Source organism: Streptomyces sp. bgisy159, from assembly GCF_965341775.1.
Taxonomy (GTDB): domain Bacteria; phylum Actinomycetota; class Actinomycetes; order Streptomycetales; family Streptomycetaceae; genus Streptomyces.
In genome coordinates this window covers 114,830-135,278 of the sequence record NZ_CBDQZH010000019.1, presented here as the reverse complement: position 1 = coordinate 135,278, position 20,449 = coordinate 114,830, and the positions used below count along the sequence as shown (strand labels likewise).

Sequence of the window (20,449 nt, the reverse complement as noted above, 5' to 3'; positions counted from 1 at the left end):
AACCCCCCCCCCCCCCCCCCCCCCCCCCACCACACTGCGTCGGCCAGCATGAACGCCGCCACGGCCAGCAGCACCACGGCGAAGAGCCGCTGCAGCGCGGGGCCGGAGACCTTCGCGGCCAGCCGCTTGCCGTCCCAGGCACCGAGGACCGCGGCACCGACGAAGGGGCCGACGACCGCCCAGTCCAGTCTCTCGACCGTGCCCGCGCGGGTCGACAGGGCGGCCAGCGAGTTGACGGTGATGACCAGCAGGCTGGTGCCCACGGCGTCGCGCATGCGGAGGCCGAGCACGCTCACCAGCGCCGGTACGGCGAGGAAGCCGCCGCCGACGCCGAGGACGCCGGTGACGGCGCCGAGCCCGGCACCGGCCGCCACGGCCTTCCCCGGCCGCACCGGCGCCGGGGTGTCCGCGCGCCGACGGGGGCGCAGCATCCGCGCGGCGGCCGCCCCGGCCACCACCGCGAAGGCCGCCGTGAGGACGGTGGCCGGAATCCGGGCCGCCAGCGCGCCGCCCACCATCGCCGGTACGATCCCGGACGCCGCGAACAGCAGCCCCGTGCGCCATCGCACATGCCCGTCGCGGGCGTGTGCGGCCAGCGCGGTGACCGACGTGATCGTGACGATGACCAGACTGGCGGTCGTCGCCCCGACCGGGGTGAAGTCGAGCAGGTAGATCAGGGCGGGTACCGCGAGGACGCTGCCGCCGCCCCCGAGCGCGCCCAGCGCCAGGCCGATCACGGCCCCGGCCGCCAGGGCGAGGATGACAGCGCTCACGCGACGGTGCCGTTCCGGCCTCGGGCGTCCACCACCGGCAGCCCCGCCGCGGCCCACCCCCGCATGCCGCCGGTCACGTCGACCGCGTCCGCGCCCCGGGCGCTGAGCAGTTCGGCGGCCCGCCGGGAGCGGTTGCCGGAGCGGCATATCACCACCAGCGGCCGGTCTTTCACACGGGCGGGCAGCGCAGCGCCGGACGCCAGCGCGGACAGCGGCAGGTGCACGGCCCGGGGCGCGTGACCGGCCTGCCACTCGTGGCGTTCGCGCACATCGAGCAGGACGGCGTCGCCATCCGCGCCGCCGGTCCCCTGACCGGTGGCCGCGCCGCCGCCCTCGGGGCCGGGCCCATAGCCGGTGCGCGCGGCGGCCTCGCGGACCGTCACACGGCCCGGACGGCTCCGGCCGCGCCGGAAGAGGCTGATCATGCCGTTTCGCTCCTGTCTGTCATAGGGGTGGCACCGACGCGCCTGCCGTGAGCGTGACGTCACGTCGTCGGCGCCGGCGGTCTTGCACTACCGGGGCGTTGGCCGGCGCTCATCCGCGCCGGACGGTGAGTCCGGCCTGCTCGGCCGCCTCGAAGGTGTCGTCCACGGCGACCACGCGGCGGCCCGCGGAGTCCAGCAGGGACGCGGCGATCGCGGCGCGCATGCCGCTCGCGCAGTGCACCCAGACCTCACCCTCGGGCACCTCGTCCAGGCGGCGGTGCAGGGTGTGGATCGGGATGTGCACCGAGCCGTCGACATATCCGGCCGCACGCTCCGAGGACCTGCGCACGTCGAGGACGACGACCCCGTCTGCGGGGCGTCGGCCGGCCAGGTCGGCGAACACCGCCCGGGGGAAGGAGGAGGGCTCCTCGCCGTCGCGCAGCCAGTCGGCCGGTGTCCCGGTGGCCGCCGCGGCCGGGCGGTCGAGGCCGACCCGGGTCAGCTCGCGCTGGGCGTCGGCGAGCTGTCCGGGCGACTCGGCGAGCAGGGTGACCGGCTTGCCCCAGGGGATCAGCCAGGCCAGGTAGGTGGCGAGCTGACCTTCGGCCTCGAAGTTGAACGAGCCGGACACGTGCCCCCGCGCGAAGGCGATCCGGTCACGGAGGTCGACGACCCACTCCCCCGCCGCCAGCCGGGCGGCGATGTCCTCGGCGTCGGCCACCGCGGGCGGCGTGAGGTCGACCGGGACGGGCCCGGCCGCGTTGACCGGCCCGATGTGGGCGTAGTACGCGGGGATGTCGTCCAGCCCGGCCAGCAGCTCCGCGACGAACGTGTCCGCGTCCCGGGTCAGTGCCTCGTTGGCGGCCTTCTCCTTGCCGATGGTCGTGTCCTCGCCCGCCGTCTGCGACGAGGCACAGAAACTGCCGAACCCGTGTGTGGGCAGCACCGCTGTCTCGTCGGGGAGTTCGGCGGCAAGTCGGTGCGCGGAGGCGTGCTGCGCCCGGGCCAGCCGTTCCGTGAGCCGGGGTTCGACCAGGTCCGGGCGGCCGACCGTCCCGATCAGCAGGGAACCTCCGGTGAACACCGCGACCGCCGCGCCGTTCTCCTCCAGCGTGTAGGCGGTGTGGTGCGGGGTGTGGCCGGGCGTGGCCAGGGCTCGAAGGCTCAGACCGGCGGCGCCGTCGACGTCCACGCGGTCGCCGTCGTGCACCGGGACGCGTGGGAAGGACACGCGGGCACCGGCCGGTACCAGATAGGCGGCCCCCGTGACCCGCGCCAGTTCGAGGCCGCCGGTGACGTAGTCGTTGTGGACGTGGGTCTCGACGACGTGCGAGATCCGCACTCCGCGCCGGGCGGCGGCCGTGATCACCCGGTCGATGTCGCGCGGCGGGTCGACCACCACGGCCGTCCGCTCGCCTCCGGCGAGATAGCCGCGGTTCCCGAGGCCTGCCACCTCGATCGTGTCGACGAAGAACACGAGGTGCTCCCTTCCGGTGAAGACGTACCCCCGTGGGTATTACCCGAGGCTAACATGGGTACCCCGGGGGGTATTCAAGGGGGCAGAGGAGCCCCGGAGACGTCCCGAGTACCTCGCTCGCGCCCGGGCATCCGTTCCGGCCGCGTGAGCCCGACCCGAAAGCAGGCCATCCCATGCGTTACGACCGCACCGTGCGGCTCGACACCGACTTCGCCACCGCCGTCGCCCGTACCCGCGACGCGCTCGCCGCCCAGGGCTTCGGCATCCTCACCGAGATCGACATCACCGCCACCCTCAGGGCCAAGCTCGGCCACGCCGCACAGGACATGGAGGACTACGTCATCCTCGGCGCCTGCAACCCGTCCCTCGCCCACCGTGCGCTGGACACCGACCGCAGCATCGGGCTGCTGCTGCCCTGCAACGTGGTCGTCCGCCGCGACGGCGACCGTACCGCCGTACAGGCCCTCGACCCGGACACGATGGTCGCCCTCACGGGACTCGACGCGCTGCGCCCGGTCGCCGAAGAGGCCACTCGCCGCCTCGACGCCGCACTCGCCGCGCTGACGGACGGCGACAGCACGAACTGAGTCCCGCCGGGCGGCCCGCCGCGCAGGGGGGCGACATGGCGTTGTGCGACGCGGTTCCCGCACCGGGAGCCGCGTCGCTTCGTCGATCGGGGGCCGGAGGGCCGGGGCAGGCGTCGGCCCCGTGGGTGTCGAGGCGCCGGAAGCCCCGCGACGAGGGCCCTACGGCCCTCGCGGAACCGGCGCCGGGGTGGTGCAGTGAAGGAGACGGGGAGGGCCCCGTGAGGAGACGCGGAGGAGCAGCCGGGGGGATGCGCACCGCGTGATCAGGAACCGCGAGAAGCGGTTGGAGGCCCTCCCCCTCGAACGTGGGGGTTCCCGGGCGGCGCGTGCGCGCCGCCCGGGAACGTGTGGACGGGCCCGGCTCAGTCGTGGCCGTGCGAGAAGGTGATGTCGGGCAGGATCCGCCGCAGCCGGCGCGGCGTGTACCAGGCGGCGTGCCCGGCCAGGCGCAGCAGCACCGGCAGCAGCACCAGGCGGACCAGTGCCGCGTCCAGCAGGACGGCGACGCCGAGGACGATGCCCATCTCCTTGGGCGGGAGCGGGCCGGACAGGGCGAAGGTGAAGAACACGGCGACCATGACGGCGGCCGCTGCGAAGATCACCCGTCCCGAGTGGGCGAGGGCGCCGGTCATGGCCTCTCGCGGATCCCCACTGCGTTCGTAGTGCTCCTTGGCGGAGGCCAGGAGGAACACGGTGTAGTCCATGGCGATGGCGAAGATCATCGCGAAGAAGAACACCGGGGCCCAGCCGTCGAGGAAGCCCTGCGGCGTGAAGCCCAGCAGGTCCGCGCCGTGACCGTCCTGGAAGATCAGGCGGGCCACGCCGAAGGCGGCGCCGGTGGACAGCAGGCTGGCGACGGTACCGAGGAAGGAGATGAGCGGCGCCTGCAGAGCGATCAGCAGCAGGACGAAGCCGAGGGCCAGCACCACGCCGATGACCAACGGTGTCTTCTCGGTGAGCAGGTGCTGCAGGTCGAGGTTCTCCACGGCCGCGCCGCCGACGAGGGTACGGTCGGGCAGTTCGGCGCGCAGGGTGTCCACGGTGCCGCCGAGGCCCGGGTCGGAGGGGTCGACGGTGGGCACGGCCTGGATCATCGACCAGCCGGAACCGTCGGCGGCGGGCTGGGCGGGCATCACGCCGGCGATGCCCTCGGTCGCCCCGACCTGCTGGGCGACCTCGTCGGCCTGCTCGGTCGGGGTGACGATCTGGAGGGTTCCCGGAGCACCGGCGCCGAAGGCTTCCTGGACGGCGGTGTAGCCGGCGCGGGCGCTGGCGTCGGAGGGGATGACGCTGATCGAGGGCATGGCGGTGCGCAGCCCGATGACCGGGGCGGCGAGGGCCAGCAGGGCGACGAGCGCCAGCGCGCCGTACCTGAAGGGGTGCTTCCACAGCCGTTCGCCCCATGCGGCGAAGCGCGGTGAGCGGTGTTCGCCGGAGTGGGCCCAGGGCAGGGCCAGGGCGTCGATGCGGTGGCCGAGCTTGCCGAGCACGGCGGGCAGCAGGGTGAGCGTGGCGGCCAGGATGAAGACGACGGCGAGCATGATGCCGCCCGCCATGGAACGGAACGCCGGCGACGGCACGAGCATCACGGCGGAGAGGCTGACCAGGACGGTCGCCCCGGAGAGCAGGACCGCCTTGCCCGCGGTGTCCATCGTCTCGGCGACCGCCGCGCGCATGCCCTGCTTCCGGCCGACGCGGGCGCCGCGGAAGCGGACCACGAGGAACAGGGCGTAGTCGATGCCGAGGGCGAGCGCGAACATCATCGCGAAGTTCATGGCCCAGATCGACACCGGGAACAGGTGGCTGATCAGCACGAGGGACCCGGCCGACGCGGCCAGTCCGGCGAGGGTCAGCAGCAGGGGCAGTCCGGCGGCCACCAGGGAGCCGAAGGCCAGCACCAGGATGGCCAGGGTGACCGGCCAGGAGAGCATCTCGGACTTCAGCATGGCGTCGTGGTTGGCCTTGTTGAAGTCACTCCACAGCACGGACGCCCCCGTGGCGTGCACCTCGATCCCGTCCCCGGAGAGCTCCCGGAGCGGTTCCTTGAGGTCGTCGGCGGCCCGCACCATCTCGTTGGGGTCCGCCGCCGCACCGGCCAGGACCACGGCGGTACGGCCGTCCGCGCTGATGGTGGCGCCCTGCTGCGGCGGGATCACCGTGGAGACACGGGGGTCCTCGGCCGCCAGGGTGCCCGCCTCGTCGATCACGGCCCGGACGTCGGGTGTGGTGACCGGGCGGTCGGCGCTGATGACGATCTGGAGCGCGGAGGAGGCGTTGCCGCCGAAGTGGTCCTCGGCGATCTGGCGGACCTTGACCGAGTCCGATCCGTCGGCCTGCCAGCCGGCCCCGGAGAGCGCGGAGTTGACCTGGGGGGCGAAGGCGCCGAGCACGCCGACGATCAGTAGCCACCCCACCAGTACGGCCTTGAAGTGGCTCGCCGACCAGACGCCGAGGCGGCCGAGCGGACCTGGTCGGGCGGCTTCGGGTGGAGTCGGGGCGGCTTCCGGAAGGGCGGTGCTGCGAGGGATTTTCACGGGTGGTGCTCCTGGGTGAGAGCCGGTTCCCACACGCCTCGGGGGCGGGGGTCGGGCGAGGGGCGGGTGCGGCGGGCCGCGACCGGGGCGCCGAGCGCCGCAGCGGTCCCGGACTCCGTCGCCACCCTCCGAACCGGCCGAGCGGAACGACGGACACGACACGGCCGGCAGCCGGGGCGCGTCCTCGGACAACGGGGTCAACCATACCCCCTGGGGTATTGTTCCCACCGTATCGGCCGACGCGCGCCGCGGCCGCCGGCCCGGGCCACTCCGGTACCGGTCGGCGAGAGCGCCGGTGCCCGGCCGCGCGACTCGGTGCCGCCCCCGACCCTCGCCTCGCCGGGCGGCTCAGTCGTCCCCGTCACCGCCCGACGCCGTCCTGGAGAAGCCGTCGTGCCAGGCGGCCTTCGCGCCGGAGTCCCCGATGCGGTAGACGTCCACGACGGCTCCCACGGACACGACGAGCGACAGCACCGCGAGCGCGACGCGCACGGGTGCGGCGTACCTCCGGGGGCCGCGCTTCGTCCCGGCCCCGGCGGCGGACCGGGCCGTCCACCAGACGACCGCCGCGAGGACGAACAGTCCCCCGGCCCAGGGAAGCAGGCCGTCGGCGAGCCCGGCGTGGCGGCGCACCAGCTCACCACCCGCCACATGGCGCTCCAGCCACTCCCCCGACTCCGCGGTGAGCGGCACGCTGACGAGTGTGACCAGCGCGAGCAGCGGGAGCACGACACCCATGCGCCGCGCGACGCCCGGCCAGATCGCGCCGACCGCGAGCGCGAGCGCGGTCAGGGGCACGAGGACGACAACGAAGTGCACGAACAGAACGTGCGCGGGCAAGCCGTCGACCAGGCTCATGGAATCTCCTCCAGCGGGTTGGCGGGCACCTGACATGCCACGATCAGGGGCGCCACCCTGGCACAGGAACCTCTCAGCTCCCTCTGAGCGCGAGCCGGCGAGCCCGGCCGCACTGTCCCGGCAGCGCGTGGCCTCCACCTCGACAGCGGCGCACCTGACCTACGACGTCCTGCGACCCGGCCGCTCCCACGGGTTCACCGACCACAGCCGACCGGCCCCCACCGACCGGTGGACCGTGCCGAGTCGTCACTCACCGGTGGACGGCGGTGAGTCGTCGTACTCAGGCGTGCGGTGGAGGCGGTGGTTAGGCTCCGTCACCGGAGCGGCCACGGCACACGGGAGGCGGGACGGCATGCGGTCGGGTGGGGACACGGGCGGTCTGCGGCCGCTGCGGGCGGGTGATCCGGGGGAGATCGAGGTACAAGGGGTACGTCACGGTGTGGAGCCTCCCCGCACCAGGCCCGGCGAGCTGAGTCCTCGCCCTGTCGAGCCGGGGTCCGCCCGACGCCACGGCGCCGGGACCGGCGGGCCCCCAAGGGCCTCACACACGGGGCCGGCCCGCACTCCCGCCGTGCGCGTGGCTCGTGCCCGGCGGGTGACGCGACACACCGGTGATGACCGGAAACGTTCTGTGCACGGACCGGATGTGGCGTAGACCACTGAGCGTTGCCCGCCCAGGCCTCCCACCCGCCGGGATCCGACCCATCGCCCTCCGACCAGCACCGACCTCGCCCGTCCGTCCCCGCGGGCGCCCCACCCGCCGCCGGCGCGACACCCTGCCGCCCCCTCACTCCCCCGGCCCGCCCCTTCCGGACACCCGTGCTTTTCCGTCATGTTTCGCAAGACCATCACATAAAGCGCACACAACTCCCACCGTGTGACACGATTTCAGCGTTCACGACCGGCCTCTGAGGGGGAAGCCGGCGTGGCACGGGGGGTGCGGCCGTTCCGAGCGAGCGCGCTCGCCCCTGCCCGGGGAGGGGACTTCACCGCATGCAGCGGATTTTTCGCGCCGGCGCACTGACGGCCGGCGTGCTCGTCGCCGCGTTCGGCCTGCCGGCCGGCCCGGCTCACGCCGACACCGACACGCCCCGCGTCGACCTCAGGGTCCTCGTGGTCAGCGACGGCGGACCGGCGACAGAGGCGATCGCCGCCGAACTCGACACGGCCGGAACGCCGTACACCACGATCGATCTCACCGACGCCGACCGGCCCGTCATCGACACCGCGTTCCTGGCCGACACGGTCGACGGACGGCCCCGCGCCAGATTCCAGGCCGTCGTGCTGCCCGACGACAACCCGTTCGCCGCCGGCTCGGACGAGATGGACGCCCTGGCGGCCTACGAGCGGACCTACGCCGTCCCGCAGGTCGACGCCTACACCTACGCGCGCCCCGAGGCCGGCCTGCGCTATCCGGTCGACGACGGCTACTCCGGCGGCCTCGACGGCGTCCAGGCACAGGTGACCGCCGCGGGCCGGACAGGGCCGTTCGGCTATCTGGAGGGGGCCGTCCCGTTCGAGGACAACTCCCCCGACGTGGGCGAGAGTTACGCGTACCTGTCCCAGCCCGCACCCGGCGCCGACTTCACCCCGTACGTCGACGCGCCGATCCCCGGTTCCAACGCGCGCGGCTCCCTGGTCGGCGAGTACCGGCACGACGGGCGGCGGGAACTGGTCGTCACCTTCGTCTACAACCGGTACCAGCAGCAGTTCCGGCTGCTGGCCCGGGGCATCGTGGACTGGATGACGGACGGCCTGCACCTCGGCGCGTCCCGCAACTACTTCGCCGTCCACGTCGACGACGTGCTCGCCGCCGACGACCGCTGGAACACCGACCTCGACTGCACGCCCGGCGACGTCGACTGCACCGACCCCTCGGCCACACCCGACCCGATCCGGATGACCCCGGCGGACGTCGACCACGCCCTCGCCTGGCAGGCCGACCGCCGCTTCACCCTCGACCTGGCCTACAACGCGGCCGGCAGCGTCGACCAGCGCGAGGACCACGGCGGCGTCGACGCGCTCGCCGACCGGCTGATCGCCGCACGTGACCGGTTCCGCTGGATCAACCACACCTACACGCACGCCTTCCTCGGGTGCGTCCAGGACACCTCGGTGGTGCCCTGGAAGTGCGCCACGAACGCCGACGGCAGCACACGGTGGGTGAGCCGGAGCGAGATCTCCGCGGAGATCGCCAACAACCGGGTGTGGGGCCGGAACGTCGGACTCCCCCTGGAGGACGACGAACTGGTCACCGGCGAGCACTCCGGTCTGGCCGTGCTGCCCCAACAGGACGAGGACAACCCCCACCTGGGCCCCGCCCTCGCCGACAACGGCATCGCCTGGCTCGGCTCGGACAACTCCCGCGAACCCGGCCGGCGCCAGGTCGGTCCGGCCACGACGGTACCCCGCTACCCGATGAACGTCTTCTACAACGCGGCGCGGGCCGCCGAGCAGGTCGACGAGTACAACTGGATCTACACCGGCCGCGCCCAGGGCGGCAGCGGCATCTGCGAGGACAACCCGGCCACCACCACCTGCCTGGACGCACCGCTGGACCCCGCCACCGGATACCAGGACCACATCGTGCCGCTGGAGACCCGCACCGCCCTCTCCCACGTGCTCGGCAACGATCCCAGACCCCACTTCATCCATCAGTCGAACCTGGCCGAGGACCGCATCGCCTACCCCGTCCTCGACGGTGTCCTCGGCGGCTACGACGCGCTCTTCGCGGCCGACACCCCCGTGGTCAACCTGCGGATGAAGGACATCGGCGCGGAGCTGGAACACCGGGCCGCCTGGCGCGCCGCCCTGGACGCCGGTTCGGTGACGGCGTACCGCATCGGCGACGCCGTGACGGTGCAGGCACCGGCCGGAACCGCGGTCCCCGTGACCGTGCCGACCGGAACCACTCTGGCCGGCACCGTGTTCGGCGAGGCCTACGCGGGGCGGATGTCGGGCTGGACGTCCTCGGCGGACGGCCCGCCAACCCTGTCGCTGCCCTCGTCCGCCGCCGCGCCCCTCGACGACACGGCGTCCGCCGGCGGAACGACACCGGCACCGGCACCGGCACCGGCCACCACGGTCCCCGTCGGCGTCTCCGAGTCCGTCCCGTACACCTCGGACCGCTGAGCGGCACACGACCGACGCCCTCCCGGCCCGCGCGGCGACGCGCGCCCGGAAGCGCCACCGACCGTCCCCATTCCGGCCGTGGAGCACAGCCATGCACGTTCCCCACGGCGCGCGCCGCCACACGACGCGCGTCACCCTGCTCACCGAAGGCACCTACCCGCACAGTCACGGCGGCGTCAGCGTCTGGTGCGACCAGCTCGTACGCGGCATGCCGGACATCGCGTTCGACGTCATCGCCGTCACCGGCACCGGCCGCGAACCGGTGGTGTGGGACACGCCCGCCCACGTCACCCACGTCCACGCCGTCCCCATGTGGGGGCCGCCGCCGGCCGGCGGCCCGCCGCGCGGGCGGGCCCGCAACCGGCTCGTCCGGGCCTACGAACACTTCCTCGCCGCGCTCCTCGACCCGTCCGCCGAGGACGGGTTCGCGCCCGCGCTGTACGCCATGGCGCGCGCCGCGACCGACGGATCGCTGAGCGCGTTCCTGCGCGGGGACGACGCGATCGGCCTGCTGGCCGGGGTGTGGCGGCGGCCGGGCACGGCCGTGCGCGAGGCCCGGCCCACCCTGCACGACGCCCTGACGGCGACCGCGCTGCTGGAGCACGCCCTGCGCCCGCTGGCCGCACCGCCGCCCGAGCACGGAATCACCCACGCGGTCAGCGGCGGTGTCGCCGTACTGCCCGGACTGACCGCGCTGGAACAGCACGGCACCCCCTTCCTGCTCACCGAGCACGGGGTGTACCTGCGCGAGCGCTACCTCGGCTACCGCACCGCCCCCTACCCCTGGCCGGTGAAGGCGGTGATGCTCGGTTTCTTCCGGCTGCTGGCCGAGGAGAGCTACCGGCGAGCCGCCCTGATCACGCCGGGCAACCGCTACAACCGGCTGTGGGAGGAGCAGGGCGGGGCGGCCCCGGAGACCATCCGTACGGTGTACAACGGCGTGGACCCGGCGGCGTTCCCGCCCGCCGGGCCGGAACCGGACGGACCCACCCTCAGCTGGGCGGGCCGCGTCGACCCGATCAAGGACCTGGAGACGCTGATCCGCGCCTTCGCCCTGGTCCGCGACCGGCTGCCCGGGGCGCGGTTACGGCTGTTCGGCGGCACCCCGCGCGGGGGCGAGGCCTACCGGGAGCGCTGCGAGGCGCTGGCGGCGGACCTCGGCCATGCCGGCGCCGTGGTCTTCGAAGGGCGTGTCGACGACATCCGGGACGCCTACGCGGCGGGCAACGTCGTCATGCTCTCCAGCATCAGCGAGGGCTTCCCGTTCACCCTGATCGAAGCCATGTCGTGCGGCCGGGCCACGGTCTCGACCGACGTGGGCGGCGTGCGCGAGGCCGTCGGCGACACCGGGCTGGTCGTGCCGCCGCGCGACCCGGCGGCCATGGCGGCGGCCGCGCTGGAACTGCTGAACGACCCCGAGCGGCGGCGCGCGCTCGGTGCGGCCGCCCGCCGGCGGGTGATCGAGCAGTTCACCCTGCGGCAGACCGTCGACACCTTCCGGTCCATCTACCTGGAACTGCCGGACATCGCCCGGCGGCGCGGGGAGGGCGGGGCCGACGGGGACCCCCGCGGCGGGCGCCGCTCGGCACGCCGGCCCCCAGCGCTCGTTCCGGCGGTCTCCGTGCCGGCGGACCAGGCCGCGTCGCCCCCGTCCGGTCGGACGCCGTCGGCGGCGGTCACCGGGGCGAGGAGCCTGGCGGGATGAGCGGTCCGATGGCACTGGAGCCGGGCGGCAGCGAACAGGACACACTGGCGCTGCGGCTGGCCGCGCCGGAACCGGTCCGCCGCGCGCCGCACCGCGCCCGCGGGCGAACCGTCGGCCGCCCGGACGCGGCAACCGACGAACGGACCCTGCTGATCAGGCTGCCCCGGCTCGGTCCGGACGAGGACGCGGTCAACCTGCTCGCGGCGGAGCTGGCCGACCGGATCGGCAGTTGCGTCCACCCGTACGAGGTGGCCGCTCTGCTGGAGGCGGACGGCCTGTCCGCCGAGGCGGTCCACGAACGGTACGGCCATCCCGGCCTGTTCTCGCTGGCCGCCGCGCTGTACGAGCGGGTGCCGCGCACCTATCCGGAGCCGGCGTCCGGTCCCGACCCCTGGCGGCCCGACACCGTGCGCTGCCTGCTGCGGGGGGTGCTGTTCGCGCTGCCGGGACTGGCCTATCCGCTCACCGCGCCGTTGTGGCACCCGGGCCGGCACGCCGTGGCGCTGGTCGTCGCGGGGCTCCTGTCCTGGGCGTGGGGGCAGGCCCTCGGTCACCGCGCCCATCTGCGGATGGCGTCCGGTCGCCGGGAGGCGGGCCGTACCCTGCTGGCCGGAGCGCCCTGCGGGGCGGTCGCCGCCACCGCGGTCGCCGCGCTGCCCGCGGGCGGTGGGCCGGTGCCGGCAGCCGTGGCGGCGCAGTCGGCGTACCTCGCGGCCGCGGGGGTGCTCCTGGTGCTGGGCCGGGAGCGGCTGCTGCTGGCGGCCCTGTCCCCGCTGGTGGCCGGTACCGCGGTGCTGCCCTGGTGGGAGCCGGGTACGCCGTTGCGGCTCGGACTGCCGCTGCTGGCCCTGGCGGTGACGCTGGGCTGCGCGGGCTGGGCGGTGCGCCGGGCTGTCCTCGAACCCGCCGTGCCGGACGCGGCCCGCCCGCCGCTGTGGTGGTCGGTGCCGTACGGCCTGTTCGGGCTGGCCGCGGGCGTGCTGGTGCTGCTGGAGGGGTTGCGGGCACCGTACGCGGTGATCGTGCTCACCGTGAGCATGGGGCCGGCCGAGTGGCTGCTGTACCGGTACCGGGGCCGTTCGGTGGCCGCGCTGCGCGCCGCCGCCACCCCCGCCGGATTCCTGCTCCGCTCGGCCGGTCTCCTCGGCGCCTGTGTGCTGGCCTACGTACTGCCGCTGCTGCCCGCGGCCCTGCTCACCGGTGCCGCGCCGGCGGACCTGCTGCCACTCGCGGCCACGCTGTGGCTGGCCCTGCTTCTGCAGGCGTTCGGAACGGCCTGGCCCGCGGCGCTGATCTGCCTCACCGCCGCGGGCACGGCCGCGGCGGGCACGCTGCTGGGGCTGCCGCCCGGCCCGGCGGCCCTGCCGCTGAGCTGCGCGGCGGCGGCGCTGCTCCTGGCCGGCTGTGCGGTGCGGCTGCTGGGCCGACCCGCTCGGCACGCGTGAGGCCGCCCGCCGACCACCGCGCGCCCCGCCCCCGACCCACCGCGACACGCCCTGCCTCTTCACGCACCGCACCCCGCACTCCCACCGCCCGCGCCCCGCTTCCGGCGCTCCTCACCAGACCGCTGCCGCGCGCCCGCCCCACCACGCACTGCCACCCACCTACCTACCGGTTCCCCCGCCGCACCACCTCTCGCATCACCAGTCGCATCACCGACCGAAAGGACACCACGCGTTGACCTCCGCACCGCTCGCCGCCGTCACCGGGGCCGAAGGGTTCATCGGCTCCCACCTGACCGAGGCCCTGGTCGCCTCCGGACACCGGGTCCGGGCCATGGCGCAGTACAACTCCTTCTCCTCCTACGGCTGGCTGGAGACCCTGCACCCGGACGTGCTGGAGCACGTGGAGATCGTCCTCGGCGACGTCCGTGACCCCGGCTCGGTCCGCGGCCTGCTCGACGGCGCCGACGTCGCCTTCCACCTGGCGGCCCTCATCGCCATCCCGTACTCGTACCAGGCGCCGCACAGTTACGTGGACACCAACGTCACGGGCACCCTCAACGTGCTGGAGGCGGCGCGCGCGCTCGGCACGCCCCGGCTGGTGCACACCTCGACCAGCGAGACGTACGGCACCGCGCAGACCGTGCCGATCACCGAGGACCACCCGATCAACACCCAGTCCCCGTACGCCGCTTCGAAGGCCGGCGGGGACCGGCTGGCGGACAGCTACCACGCCAGCTTCGGCACCCCGGTCGTCACACTGCGGCCGTTCAACACCTTCGGGCCGCGCCAGTCGATGCGGGCGGTCATCCCCACCGTCATCGGCCAGGTCGCCGCGGGGGAACGCACGATCACCCTCGGCGACCTGCGGCCCACGCGGGACTTCACGTTCGTCGAGGACACGGCGCGGGCCTTCCTCGCGGTGGGCACGGCGCCCGCCGAGCACGTGGTGGGCCGCACCTTCAACGCGGGGACGGGCACGGAGATCTCCGTCGGCGACCTGGTCGCGCTGATCGGGAAGGTGATGGACGCCCCCCTGGACGTACGCGAGGACCCGGAGCGTGTGCGGCCGGCCGCGTCCGAGGTGATGCGGCTGGTCGCGGACGCGACCCGGCTCGCCGATGCCACCGGCTGGCGGCCCGCCCGCAGCCTGGAGGACGGGCTGGCGAGCACCGCGGAGTTCTTCCGCGACCCGGCCAACCTGGCCCGCTACAAGACCGGCATCTACAACATCTGACCCGTCCCGCACATCCACAGCGTCCATCAAGGAGGAACCCCATGCACGCAGTGATCCTGGCGGGAGGCAAGGGCGTCCGGCTGCGCCCTTACACCACCGCACTGCCCAAGCCGCTCGTGCCCATCGGCGACCAGCACGCCATCCTGGAGATCGTGCTGCGCCAGCTGGCGACGGCCGGTTTCACCCACTGCACCATAGCGATCGGTCACCTGGGAGAGATCATCCGCGCGTATGTCGGCGACGGGGCCCGCTGGGGCCTGGCGGTCGACTACGCCACGGAGGACAGTCCGCTCGGCACGATGGGACCGCTGCTGAACCTGCGCGAGCGGCTGCCCGAGACGTTCCTGGTGATGAACGGGGACGTGCTGACCGACCTGGACTACGCCGACGTGCTGGCCTCCCACGGCCTGTCCCGCGCTCCGCTGACCATCGCCACGTACGCCCGCAAGGTGCACATCGACTTCGGGGTGCTCACCACGGCGGACAGCAAGGTAGTCGCCTTCACCGAGAAGCCGAGCATGGACTACCGGGTCTCCATGGGGGTCTACGGCATGTCGCGCGCCACGCTCGACGCGTACACGCCCGGTCTGCCGCTGGGCTTCGACGAACTGGTCCTGGACCTGCTGGCGACCGGGACTCCCCCGCACGCCTACGAGTTCGACGGCTACTGGCTGGACATCGGCCGCCCGGACGACTACGACCGGGCCAACGCCGAGTTCACCACCCGCAAGTCCCTGCTGCTCAAGGGAGCCTGAGCACCGTATGCGCATTCTCGTCCTGGGCGGTTCCGGATATCTGGGCGGTCACGTCGTCGAGGGGCTGCGGTCCCTGCCGGACGCCGTGGTCCTCGACGGCGGCCGCTCGCCCGGCGCCGGCTTCCCCGTCGACCTCGCCCGCGACCGGCCGGAGCGGCTGGCATCGGTCGTGGCCGACGCGGCACCGGACGCGGTGGTCAACTGCGCGGGGGCGACCGGGGGTGACGCGGTCACCCTGGCCGAGGTCAACGCCCGCGGTCCGGCCGTGCTGTGCGCGGCGCTGCGCGAGGCGGCGCCCGCGGTCCGGCTGGTCCATCTGGGCTCGGCCGCGGAGTACGGTCCCGGCACGCCGGGCAGCCGGGTGACCGAGTCGGCCCCGACCTGCCCGGCGGGCCCGTACGGCGCGACGAAGCTGGCCGGCACGGCGGCGGTCGCCGGTTCCGGACTGGACGCGGTGGTGCTGCGGGTGGGCAACCCGGTGGGTGCGGGAGCGCCGCCCGCCGGGCTGCCCGGCCGGGTCGCCCGCCGGTTGCGCGCGGCCGGCTCCGATCCGGAGGCCGTCCTGCGGCTCGGTGATCTGTCGGCGTTCCGTGACCTCGTCGACGCCCGCGACGTGGCTCGGGCCGTGCGGCTCGCGGTGACGGCGCCGGGCCCGCTGCCCGCCGTGCTCAACATCGGTTCCGGCCGGGCGGTCCCGGTGCGCGATCTGGTGACCGGCCTGACCCGGCTGGCCGGTTTCCGGGGGCGTGTCGAGGAGGGCTCTGCCGGTTCCTCCCGTTCCGCGGAGGTGTCGTGGCAGTGTTCGGACATCACGGCCGCCGAGGAGGCGCTCGGCTGGCGGCCGGCGAACTCGCTCGACGAGGCGCTGACCGGGCTGTGGGCGGGGACCCGGCCGGACGGCGAGGAGCCGTGAGCGTCCTGGTCCCGCTCTACGTCCACCCCGCCGAGGACCCCGCGGCCTGGCACCGGCTGATCCGGTCCGCCGCCGCCACGTACGCGGTCGTCCTCAACCCCGGGAACGGGCCGGGCGCGGCACCCGACCCGGCCTTCGCGGCGGCGGCCGCCGCGCTCCGCGAGGCCGGGGCCCGGCTGCTGGGCTACGTCGACAGCGACTACGGGCTCCGCCCGCGCGCCGCGGTCCTCGACGATCTGCGCCGGCACCAGGAGTGGTACGGCGTCCAGGGCTGCTTCCTGGACCGGGTGAGCGCGGCGCCGGCGGGCCTGCCCGCCTGCCGCGGCCTCGTACGCGGGCTGCGGCGGCAGGGGGCCGCGACGGTGGTCCTCAATCCGGGGGTGCACCCGGCGCCGGGGTACCTCCGGCTGGCCGACCTCACCGTCACCTTCGAGGGGCACTGGTCGGTGTACGTGTCGGGGTTCAGCAGACCGGAGTGGGTGACACGGCAGCCGGCCGGGCGGCTGTGTCACCTCGTGTACGGAGTGCCCGGGGCGCTGGTGCCGCTGGCCGTGCGGACCGCCCGCGAGCGGGGCGCCGCGGTGTGCTGCCCCGTCACCGGCGAACTGCCCAACCCCTGGTCCGAACTGACTCCGGTACTGAACGGAACACCGTGATGCCTGACCGGCGAGTACGACGTCCCTCCTCCCGCCGCCGCCCCCCGTCGGCGCGCCTCCTCGTCCCGGTCGCGTCGGTCGCCGCCGTGCTGGCCGTTCTGGCCGGTTGCACCGGAGGCGGGGGCGGGGACGGACGTGGGCGTGACGACCGGGGTGGCAGCGGGGGAAGCGACCGTGGCGCCGCCCACGGCGGGGGGAGCGGCGATGGTGGCCGTGAGGGGTCCCCCGGCGCGTCGTCTCCCCCGCCCCGCCCCTCCTCCCCGGCCGGCTCGCCCTCCCCGCCCGGTGCGAGAAGGGTGTGGGTGCCCCGGCCGGGCCTGGCCTGGCAGTGGCAGCTGAACGGGAAGGCCGACCCGGGTGTGGACGTGCCGGTGTACGACATCGACGGCTTCGAGAACTCCGCCGCCGACGTGGCCCGTCTGCACCGCGACGGCCGCAAGGTCATCTGCTACGTCAACGTGGGCGCCTGGGAGGACTTCCGGCCGGACGCGGACGCCTTCCCGCGCTCCCTGCTCGGCCGGGCCAACGGGTGGGAGGGCGAGCGGTGGCTGGACATCCGGCGGTCGGACGCGCTGCGGCCGCTCATGGCGAGGCGGTTCGACATGTGCCGGGACAAGGGCTTCGACGCGGTGGAGCCCGACCTGGTCGAGGGGTACGCCGCCGACACCGGCTTCCCGCTGACCGCCCGGGACCAGCTCGCCTACAACCGGATGATCGCCGGGTTGGCCCATGAACGCGGTCTGTCGGTGGGGCTGAAGAACGACCTCGCGCAGATCCCCCAGCTCGTGGACGACTTCGACTTCGCCGTCAACGAGGAGTGCGCCGAGTTCGACGAGTGCGCCCTGCTGTCCCCCTTCATCGAGGCGGGCAAAGCGGTGTTCCACGTGGAGTACGAGAAGCCCAACAGCTCCTTCTGCGCCGAGTCGCGTCGGCTGAAGCTCTCGTCCATGCGCAAGAACCTCGGCCTCGACGCGTGGCGCGAGCCCTGCTGAGCCGGGGCCGCGAGCGCGCGCCACAGCCGTCCTTCCGGGTGTGCCGGGGGCAGGGCCCTCGGCACACCCACCTGGACCCTCTACGGGAAGGTCAGCTTGAAACTGTTGATGTAGCCCGTGTCGTACCTGGCCCGGTCCTGGACGCGGAGCTTCCAGGTGCCGCCCGCCGGTTCCGCCGAGGCGTCGACCGTGTAGGTGGTCCGGACGTCATCGGCGGAGTCCGACGACGAGTACGGCTTGAGGTTGTAGACCGTGCCGTCGGGGGCGACCAGGTCGACGACCAGGTCACCCCGCCAGGTGTGGACGATGTCCACACCGACGGCGAGGTCGGCGGGGGCGTTGCCGTTGATGCCCGTGACAACGACGGAGGAGGTCACAGCGGCACCGTAGTCGGGGATGGCCACATCGGCGGTGTTCTCGAAGACCGTTCCGGTCGGCGGGGTGGTCGTACCGGACGTCAGCGTCCAGATCGCGTGGGCGATGGCGTCGCTGTTGCGGTCCAGGGCCGTGTCGTCGATGTTGGCCGTGGTGTCGCAGGAGGAGTGGTAGCAGCGGTCGAACGCGGTGGTGGTGCCGCCCCACTTCCGCACCTGCGCCGAGGTCTTGGTCCGGCTCGCTCCGGTGAACAGGCCGCCGACGGGGACACCGGCGTTCTTGAAGGAGGCGTGGTCGGAGCGCCCGTCGCCCTCTGTCTCGATCTCGGTCGGTACGCCGAGACCCGCGAAGTAGTCCTTGAACGTCTTCTCGATCGCGGGATCGTCGTCGTAGACGAAGTAGCCCGGGTTGGGCGACCCGATCATGTCGAAGTTCAGGTAGCCCTGGATCTTGGCGCGTTCGGTGGACGGCAGGTTGTTGACGTAGAACCTCGAACCCACGAGCCCGAGTTCCTCCGCGCCCCACCAGCCGAAGCGGAGGTGTCTGGAGGGCTGGTAGCCGGCCCGCGAGACGGCGAGCGCCGTCTCCAGGATCGCCGCGGACCCGGAGCCGTTGTCGTTGATGCCCGGTCCGGCCGTCACCGAGTCGAGGTGCGAGCCGGCCATGACGACCTGGTTCGGGTCGCCTCCTGGCCAGTCGGCGACGAGGTTGTACCCGGTGGTGCCGTTGTAGGTGAACTGCTGGACGGTCGTGGTGTAGCCCGCGGCGTCCAGCTTGGCCTTCACGAAGTCGACGCTCGCCCGGTAGCCGGTCCGGCCGTGGGCGCGGTTGCCGCCGTTGGCGGCGGCGATCGACTGGAGGTCCGCGAGGTGCTGTTTGACGTTGGCCACCGAGATGTCGGGCGCCGCCGCGGCGGGCTGTTCGGCGGTGGCTGCGGGGACGGCCCCGGCGAGCAGCCCGCTGAGGGCGACGCCGGCGACCGCGAGGGCACGGTTGCGAACGGAGAGGTTCATGTGGGGCTCCGGATTCCGAACTGGGGATGGGGTACGGAACGTGCGGCACGCCCCGCGGTCGGGGTGACGCGGGGCGCGCTGGAGCTGTGTGGTGCCTGTGCCTGGTGCGGCCGTGCGAGCTGAATCGTCGACGATGGCTGACTTATCGTCAAGAGCGCTATCCGATCCGGATTGTTCGCACATCGGACAGGAGTCGCTTCCGGTGGCCGGGGACGGTGATCAGGGCATCGACGCGCCACCGGTCACACCGTCAGCGCCGCGGCGGGCGTGCAGGCGCCTCGCCGCCCGCCGCACACGCACCCCTGCCATAAGCCGGTCTTATGGCGTGATACGCGGGCGATGACTACCGGAGCCGCAGGGCGGGAGCGATCTTGGGTGCATGACCACTTCCGTCGCACCTTCCCGCCCCGCCGGAGGACGGTCCCGGCCGGCGCGGGGTTTCCTGCGTGACCTGGACCGGCCTGCCGACGTCTTCCGTCACCTGGGCCCGAACTGGTACGCGTCGGTGATGGGCACCGGCATCGTCGCCAACGCGGCCGCCGTGGTCCCGCTCCACGTCACCGGCCTGCGGGTGTTCGGCACGATCGTCTGGGCCCTCGCCACGTTCCTGCTGGTGGCCCTGACGGCGGCATGGGCGGTGCACTGGGTCCGGTATCCGCGGATCGCCCGGGCGCACGCGCACCACCCGGTCATGGGGCACTTCTGGGGCGCTCCGGCGATGGCGCTGATGACCGTCGGGGCGGGCACTCTCTCCCTGGGCAGGGACTGGATCGGCGTGACGGCCGCCGTACGCGTCGATGCCGTGCTGTGGACCGCCGGCACCCTGCTGGGTCTGATCACCGCCGTGTGGATCCCCTACCTGGCGATGACCGAGCACGAGGTCGGGGACGACTCCGCCTTCGGCGGGTGGCTGATGCCGGTGGTCCCGCCCATGGTGTCCGCCGCGACCGGGGCGGCACTGGTACCGCACGTCGCCGCCGGCCAGCCCCGGCTGACCCTGCTGCTGGCCTGCTACGCCATGTTCGGCATCAGCCTGTTCGCCGGCCTCGTCGTCATCTCGCAGATCTGGAGCCGGCTGGTCCGCCACAAGCCCGGCCCGGCGGCAACGGTGCCGACGGTGTGGATCGTCCTCGGTCCGCTGGGGCAGTCGGTGACCGCGGCCAACGCGCTGGGGTCGGTGGCCGGTCTCGCCCTGCCCCGGCCGTACGCCGAGGGCGCCGAGGTGTTCGGCGTCGTCTACGGCGTTCCCGCCTGGGGGTTCGCCATGGTGTGGCTCGTCCTGGCCGCCTCACTGACCCTGCGCACCGCACGCCGGCACCTGCCGTTCACGCTGACCTGGTGGAGCTTCACCTTCCCGGTCGGCACCTGCGTCACCGGCACCTGCGCCCTGGCAGTGCGGCTGCGCTCGGAGGCCCTCGACGCGGCGTCCGCCGCCCTCTACCTCCTGCTGCTGGCCGCCTGGTCGACCGTCGCCGCGCGCACCCTGCGGGGCTGCTTCCTCGGGACGCTCTTCCTACCCCCTGCGGCGGCATCGGGGCGGTGACCGCGTTCCGGCCAACGGGGCGTGTTCCCGCC

The 20,449-nt window shown here is 73.8% G+C and carries 16 protein-coding genes; 10 read left to right on the top strand and 6 right to left on the bottom strand.

Annotation, left to right across the window (positions count from 1 at the left end; translation table 11 throughout):
- From ACSLTV_RS20040 to ACSLTV_RS20030, 3 genes are all read right to left on the bottom strand, one after another.
- Positions 1–773: sulfite exporter TauE/SafE family protein (locus tag ACSLTV_RS20040; RefSeq protein ID WP_435612591.1), on the bottom strand; the 773-nt coding region annotated here is incomplete at its 3' end.
- A complete protein-coding gene (locus ACSLTV_RS20035) occupies positions 770–1,195 on the bottom strand; it encodes a rhodanese-like domain-containing protein (RefSeq protein ID WP_432157027.1) in 426 nt (141 codons plus the stop codon). The genes ACSLTV_RS20040 and ACSLTV_RS20035, both read right to left, overlap by 4 nt.
- Before the next feature lie 112 nt (positions 1,196–1,307).
- Positions 1,308–2,675, bottom strand: coding sequence for an MBL fold metallo-hydrolase (locus tag ACSLTV_RS20030; protein WP_432135289.1), 1,368 nt, complete (start codon positions 2,673–2,675; stop codon positions 1,308–1,310).
- 173 nt (positions 2,676–2,848) lie between these two features.
- Here ACSLTV_RS20030 and ACSLTV_RS20025 point away from each other — a divergent pair, with 173 nt between their 5' ends.
- Positions 2,849–3,262, top strand: a complete 414-nt coding sequence (locus ACSLTV_RS20025; protein ID WP_432157018.1) for a DUF302 domain-containing protein — start codon at positions 2,849–2,851, stop codon at positions 3,260–3,262.
- Between the two features lie 362 nt (positions 3,263–3,624).
- Here the strand turns inward: ACSLTV_RS20025 and ACSLTV_RS20020 are convergent, their stop codons facing one another.
- Both ACSLTV_RS20020 and ACSLTV_RS20015 read right to left on the bottom strand, forming a co-directional pair.
- A complete protein-coding gene (locus ACSLTV_RS20020; protein ID WP_432157017.1) occupies positions 3,625–5,796 on the bottom strand; it encodes an MMPL family transporter in 2,172 nt (723 codons plus the stop codon).
- 348 nt (positions 5,797–6,144) lie between these two features.
- Positions 6,145–6,654, bottom strand: coding sequence for a DUF2231 domain-containing protein (locus ACSLTV_RS20015; RefSeq protein WP_432157016.1), 510 nt, complete (start codon positions 6,652–6,654; stop codon positions 6,145–6,147).
- Positions 6,655–7,647: 993 nt separating this feature from the next.
- On the opposite strand from ACSLTV_RS20015, the gene ACSLTV_RS20010 reads away from it, so the two are divergent.
- The 8 genes from ACSLTV_RS20010 (at position 7,648) to ACSLTV_RS19975 (ending at position 17,486) form a co-directional block, all read left to right on the top strand.
- The gene (locus ACSLTV_RS20010) at positions 7,648–9,786 is read left to right on the top strand and encodes a hypothetical protein (RefSeq protein WP_435612590.1); all 2,139 of its coding nucleotides are present in this window, start codon (positions 7,648–7,650) and stop codon (positions 9,784–9,786) included.
- Positions 9,787–9,877: 91 nt separating this feature from the next.
- Positions 9,878–11,491 carry a GT4 family glycosyltransferase PelF gene (gene pelF / locus ACSLTV_RS20005; RefSeq protein ID WP_432135294.1) on the top strand — a complete coding sequence of 538 codons (1,614 nt, stop codon included), beginning with the start codon at positions 9,878–9,880 and terminating at the stop codon, positions 11,489–11,491.
- Entirely contained in the window at positions 11,488–12,936 is a 1,449-nt protein-coding gene (locus ACSLTV_RS20000; RefSeq protein WP_432135295.1) for a hypothetical protein, read from the top strand. Before pelF ends, ACSLTV_RS20000 begins: the two co-directional genes overlap by 4 nt.
- A gap of 232 nt (positions 12,937–13,168) precedes the next feature.
- A complete protein-coding gene (locus ACSLTV_RS19995) occupies positions 13,169–14,170 on the top strand; it encodes a GDP-mannose 4,6-dehydratase (RefSeq protein ID WP_432135296.1) in 1,002 nt (333 codons plus the stop codon).
- Positions 14,171–14,211: 41 nt separating this feature from the next.
- The gene (locus tag ACSLTV_RS19990) at positions 14,212–14,925 is read left to right on the top strand and encodes a nucleotidyltransferase family protein (protein WP_432135297.1); all 714 of its coding nucleotides are present in this window, start codon (positions 14,212–14,214) and stop codon (positions 14,923–14,925) included.
- A 7-nt stretch (positions 14,926–14,932) separates the two neighbouring features.
- Entirely contained in the window at positions 14,933–15,838 is a 906-nt protein-coding gene (locus tag ACSLTV_RS19985; RefSeq protein WP_432135298.1) for an NAD-dependent epimerase/dehydratase family protein, read from the top strand.
- Positions 15,835–16,494, top strand: coding sequence for a spherulation-specific family 4 protein (locus ACSLTV_RS19980; RefSeq protein WP_432135299.1), 660 nt, complete (start codon positions 15,835–15,837; stop codon positions 16,492–16,494). The genes ACSLTV_RS19985 and ACSLTV_RS19980 overlap by 4 nt, the downstream gene beginning before the upstream one ends.
- Complete coding sequence (locus ACSLTV_RS19975; RefSeq protein ID WP_432135300.1) at positions 16,494–17,486, top strand: endo alpha-1,4 polygalactosaminidase; 993 nt, start codon at positions 16,494–16,496, stop codon at positions 17,484–17,486. The genes ACSLTV_RS19980 and ACSLTV_RS19975 overlap by 1 nt, the downstream gene beginning before the upstream one ends.
- An 80-nt stretch (positions 17,487–17,566) precedes the next feature.
- Here ACSLTV_RS19975 and ACSLTV_RS19970 read toward each other — a convergent pair whose 3' ends face one another.
- Positions 17,567–18,874 (bottom strand): M28 family metallopeptidase, encoded by a 1,308-nt coding sequence (locus tag ACSLTV_RS19970; RefSeq protein ID WP_432135301.1) that lies wholly within the window; start codon positions 18,872–18,874, stop codon positions 17,567–17,569.
- A gap of 379 nt (positions 18,875–19,253) precedes the next feature.
- Here ACSLTV_RS19970 and ACSLTV_RS19965 point away from each other — a divergent pair, with 379 nt between their 5' ends.
- The gene (locus ACSLTV_RS19965) at positions 19,254–20,417 is read left to right on the top strand and encodes a TDT family transporter (protein WP_432135302.1); all 1,164 of its coding nucleotides are present in this window, start codon (positions 19,254–19,256) and stop codon (positions 20,415–20,417) included.
- Positions 20,418–20,449 lie beyond the last annotated feature (32 nt).

What these genes read in the sequence shown, in the direction of transcription:
- pelF (WP_432135294.1), top strand. Translation starts at nt 9,878, where the DNA reads ATGCACGTTCCCCACGGCGCGCGCCGCCACACGACGCGCGTCACCCTG.
- ACSLTV_RS20015 (WP_432157016.1), bottom strand. Translation starts at nt 6,654, where the DNA reads ATGAGCCTGGTCGACGGCTTGCCCGCGCACGTTCTGTTCGTGCACTTC.
- ACSLTV_RS19990 (WP_432135297.1), top strand. Translation starts at nt 14,212, where the DNA reads ATGCACGCAGTGATCCTGGCGGGAGGCAAGGGCGTCCGGCTGCGCCCT.
- ACSLTV_RS20025 (WP_432157018.1), top strand. Translation starts at nt 2,849, where the DNA reads ATGCGTTACGACCGCACCGTGCGGCTCGACACCGACTTCGCCACCGCC.
- ACSLTV_RS19965 (WP_432135302.1), top strand. Translation starts at nt 19,254, where the DNA reads ATGACCACTTCCGTCGCACCTTCCCGCCCCGCCGGAGGACGGTCCCGG.
- ACSLTV_RS19985 (WP_432135298.1), top strand. Translation starts at nt 14,933, where the DNA reads ATGCGCATTCTCGTCCTGGGCGGTTCCGGATATCTGGGCGGTCACGTC.
- ACSLTV_RS20000 (WP_432135295.1), top strand. Translation starts at nt 11,488, where the DNA reads ATGAGCGGTCCGATGGCACTGGAGCCGGGCGGCAGCGAACAGGACACA.
- ACSLTV_RS19970 (WP_432135301.1), bottom strand. Translation starts at nt 18,874, where the DNA reads ATGAACCTCTCCGTTCGCAACCGTGCCCTCGCGGTCGCCGGCGTCGCC.
- ACSLTV_RS20010 (WP_435612590.1), top strand. Translation starts at nt 7,648, where the DNA reads ATGCAGCGGATTTTTCGCGCCGGCGCACTGACGGCCGGCGTGCTCGTC.
- ACSLTV_RS19975 (WP_432135300.1), top strand. Translation starts at nt 16,494, where the DNA reads ATGCCTGACCGGCGAGTACGACGTCCCTCCTCCCGCCGCCGCCCCCCG.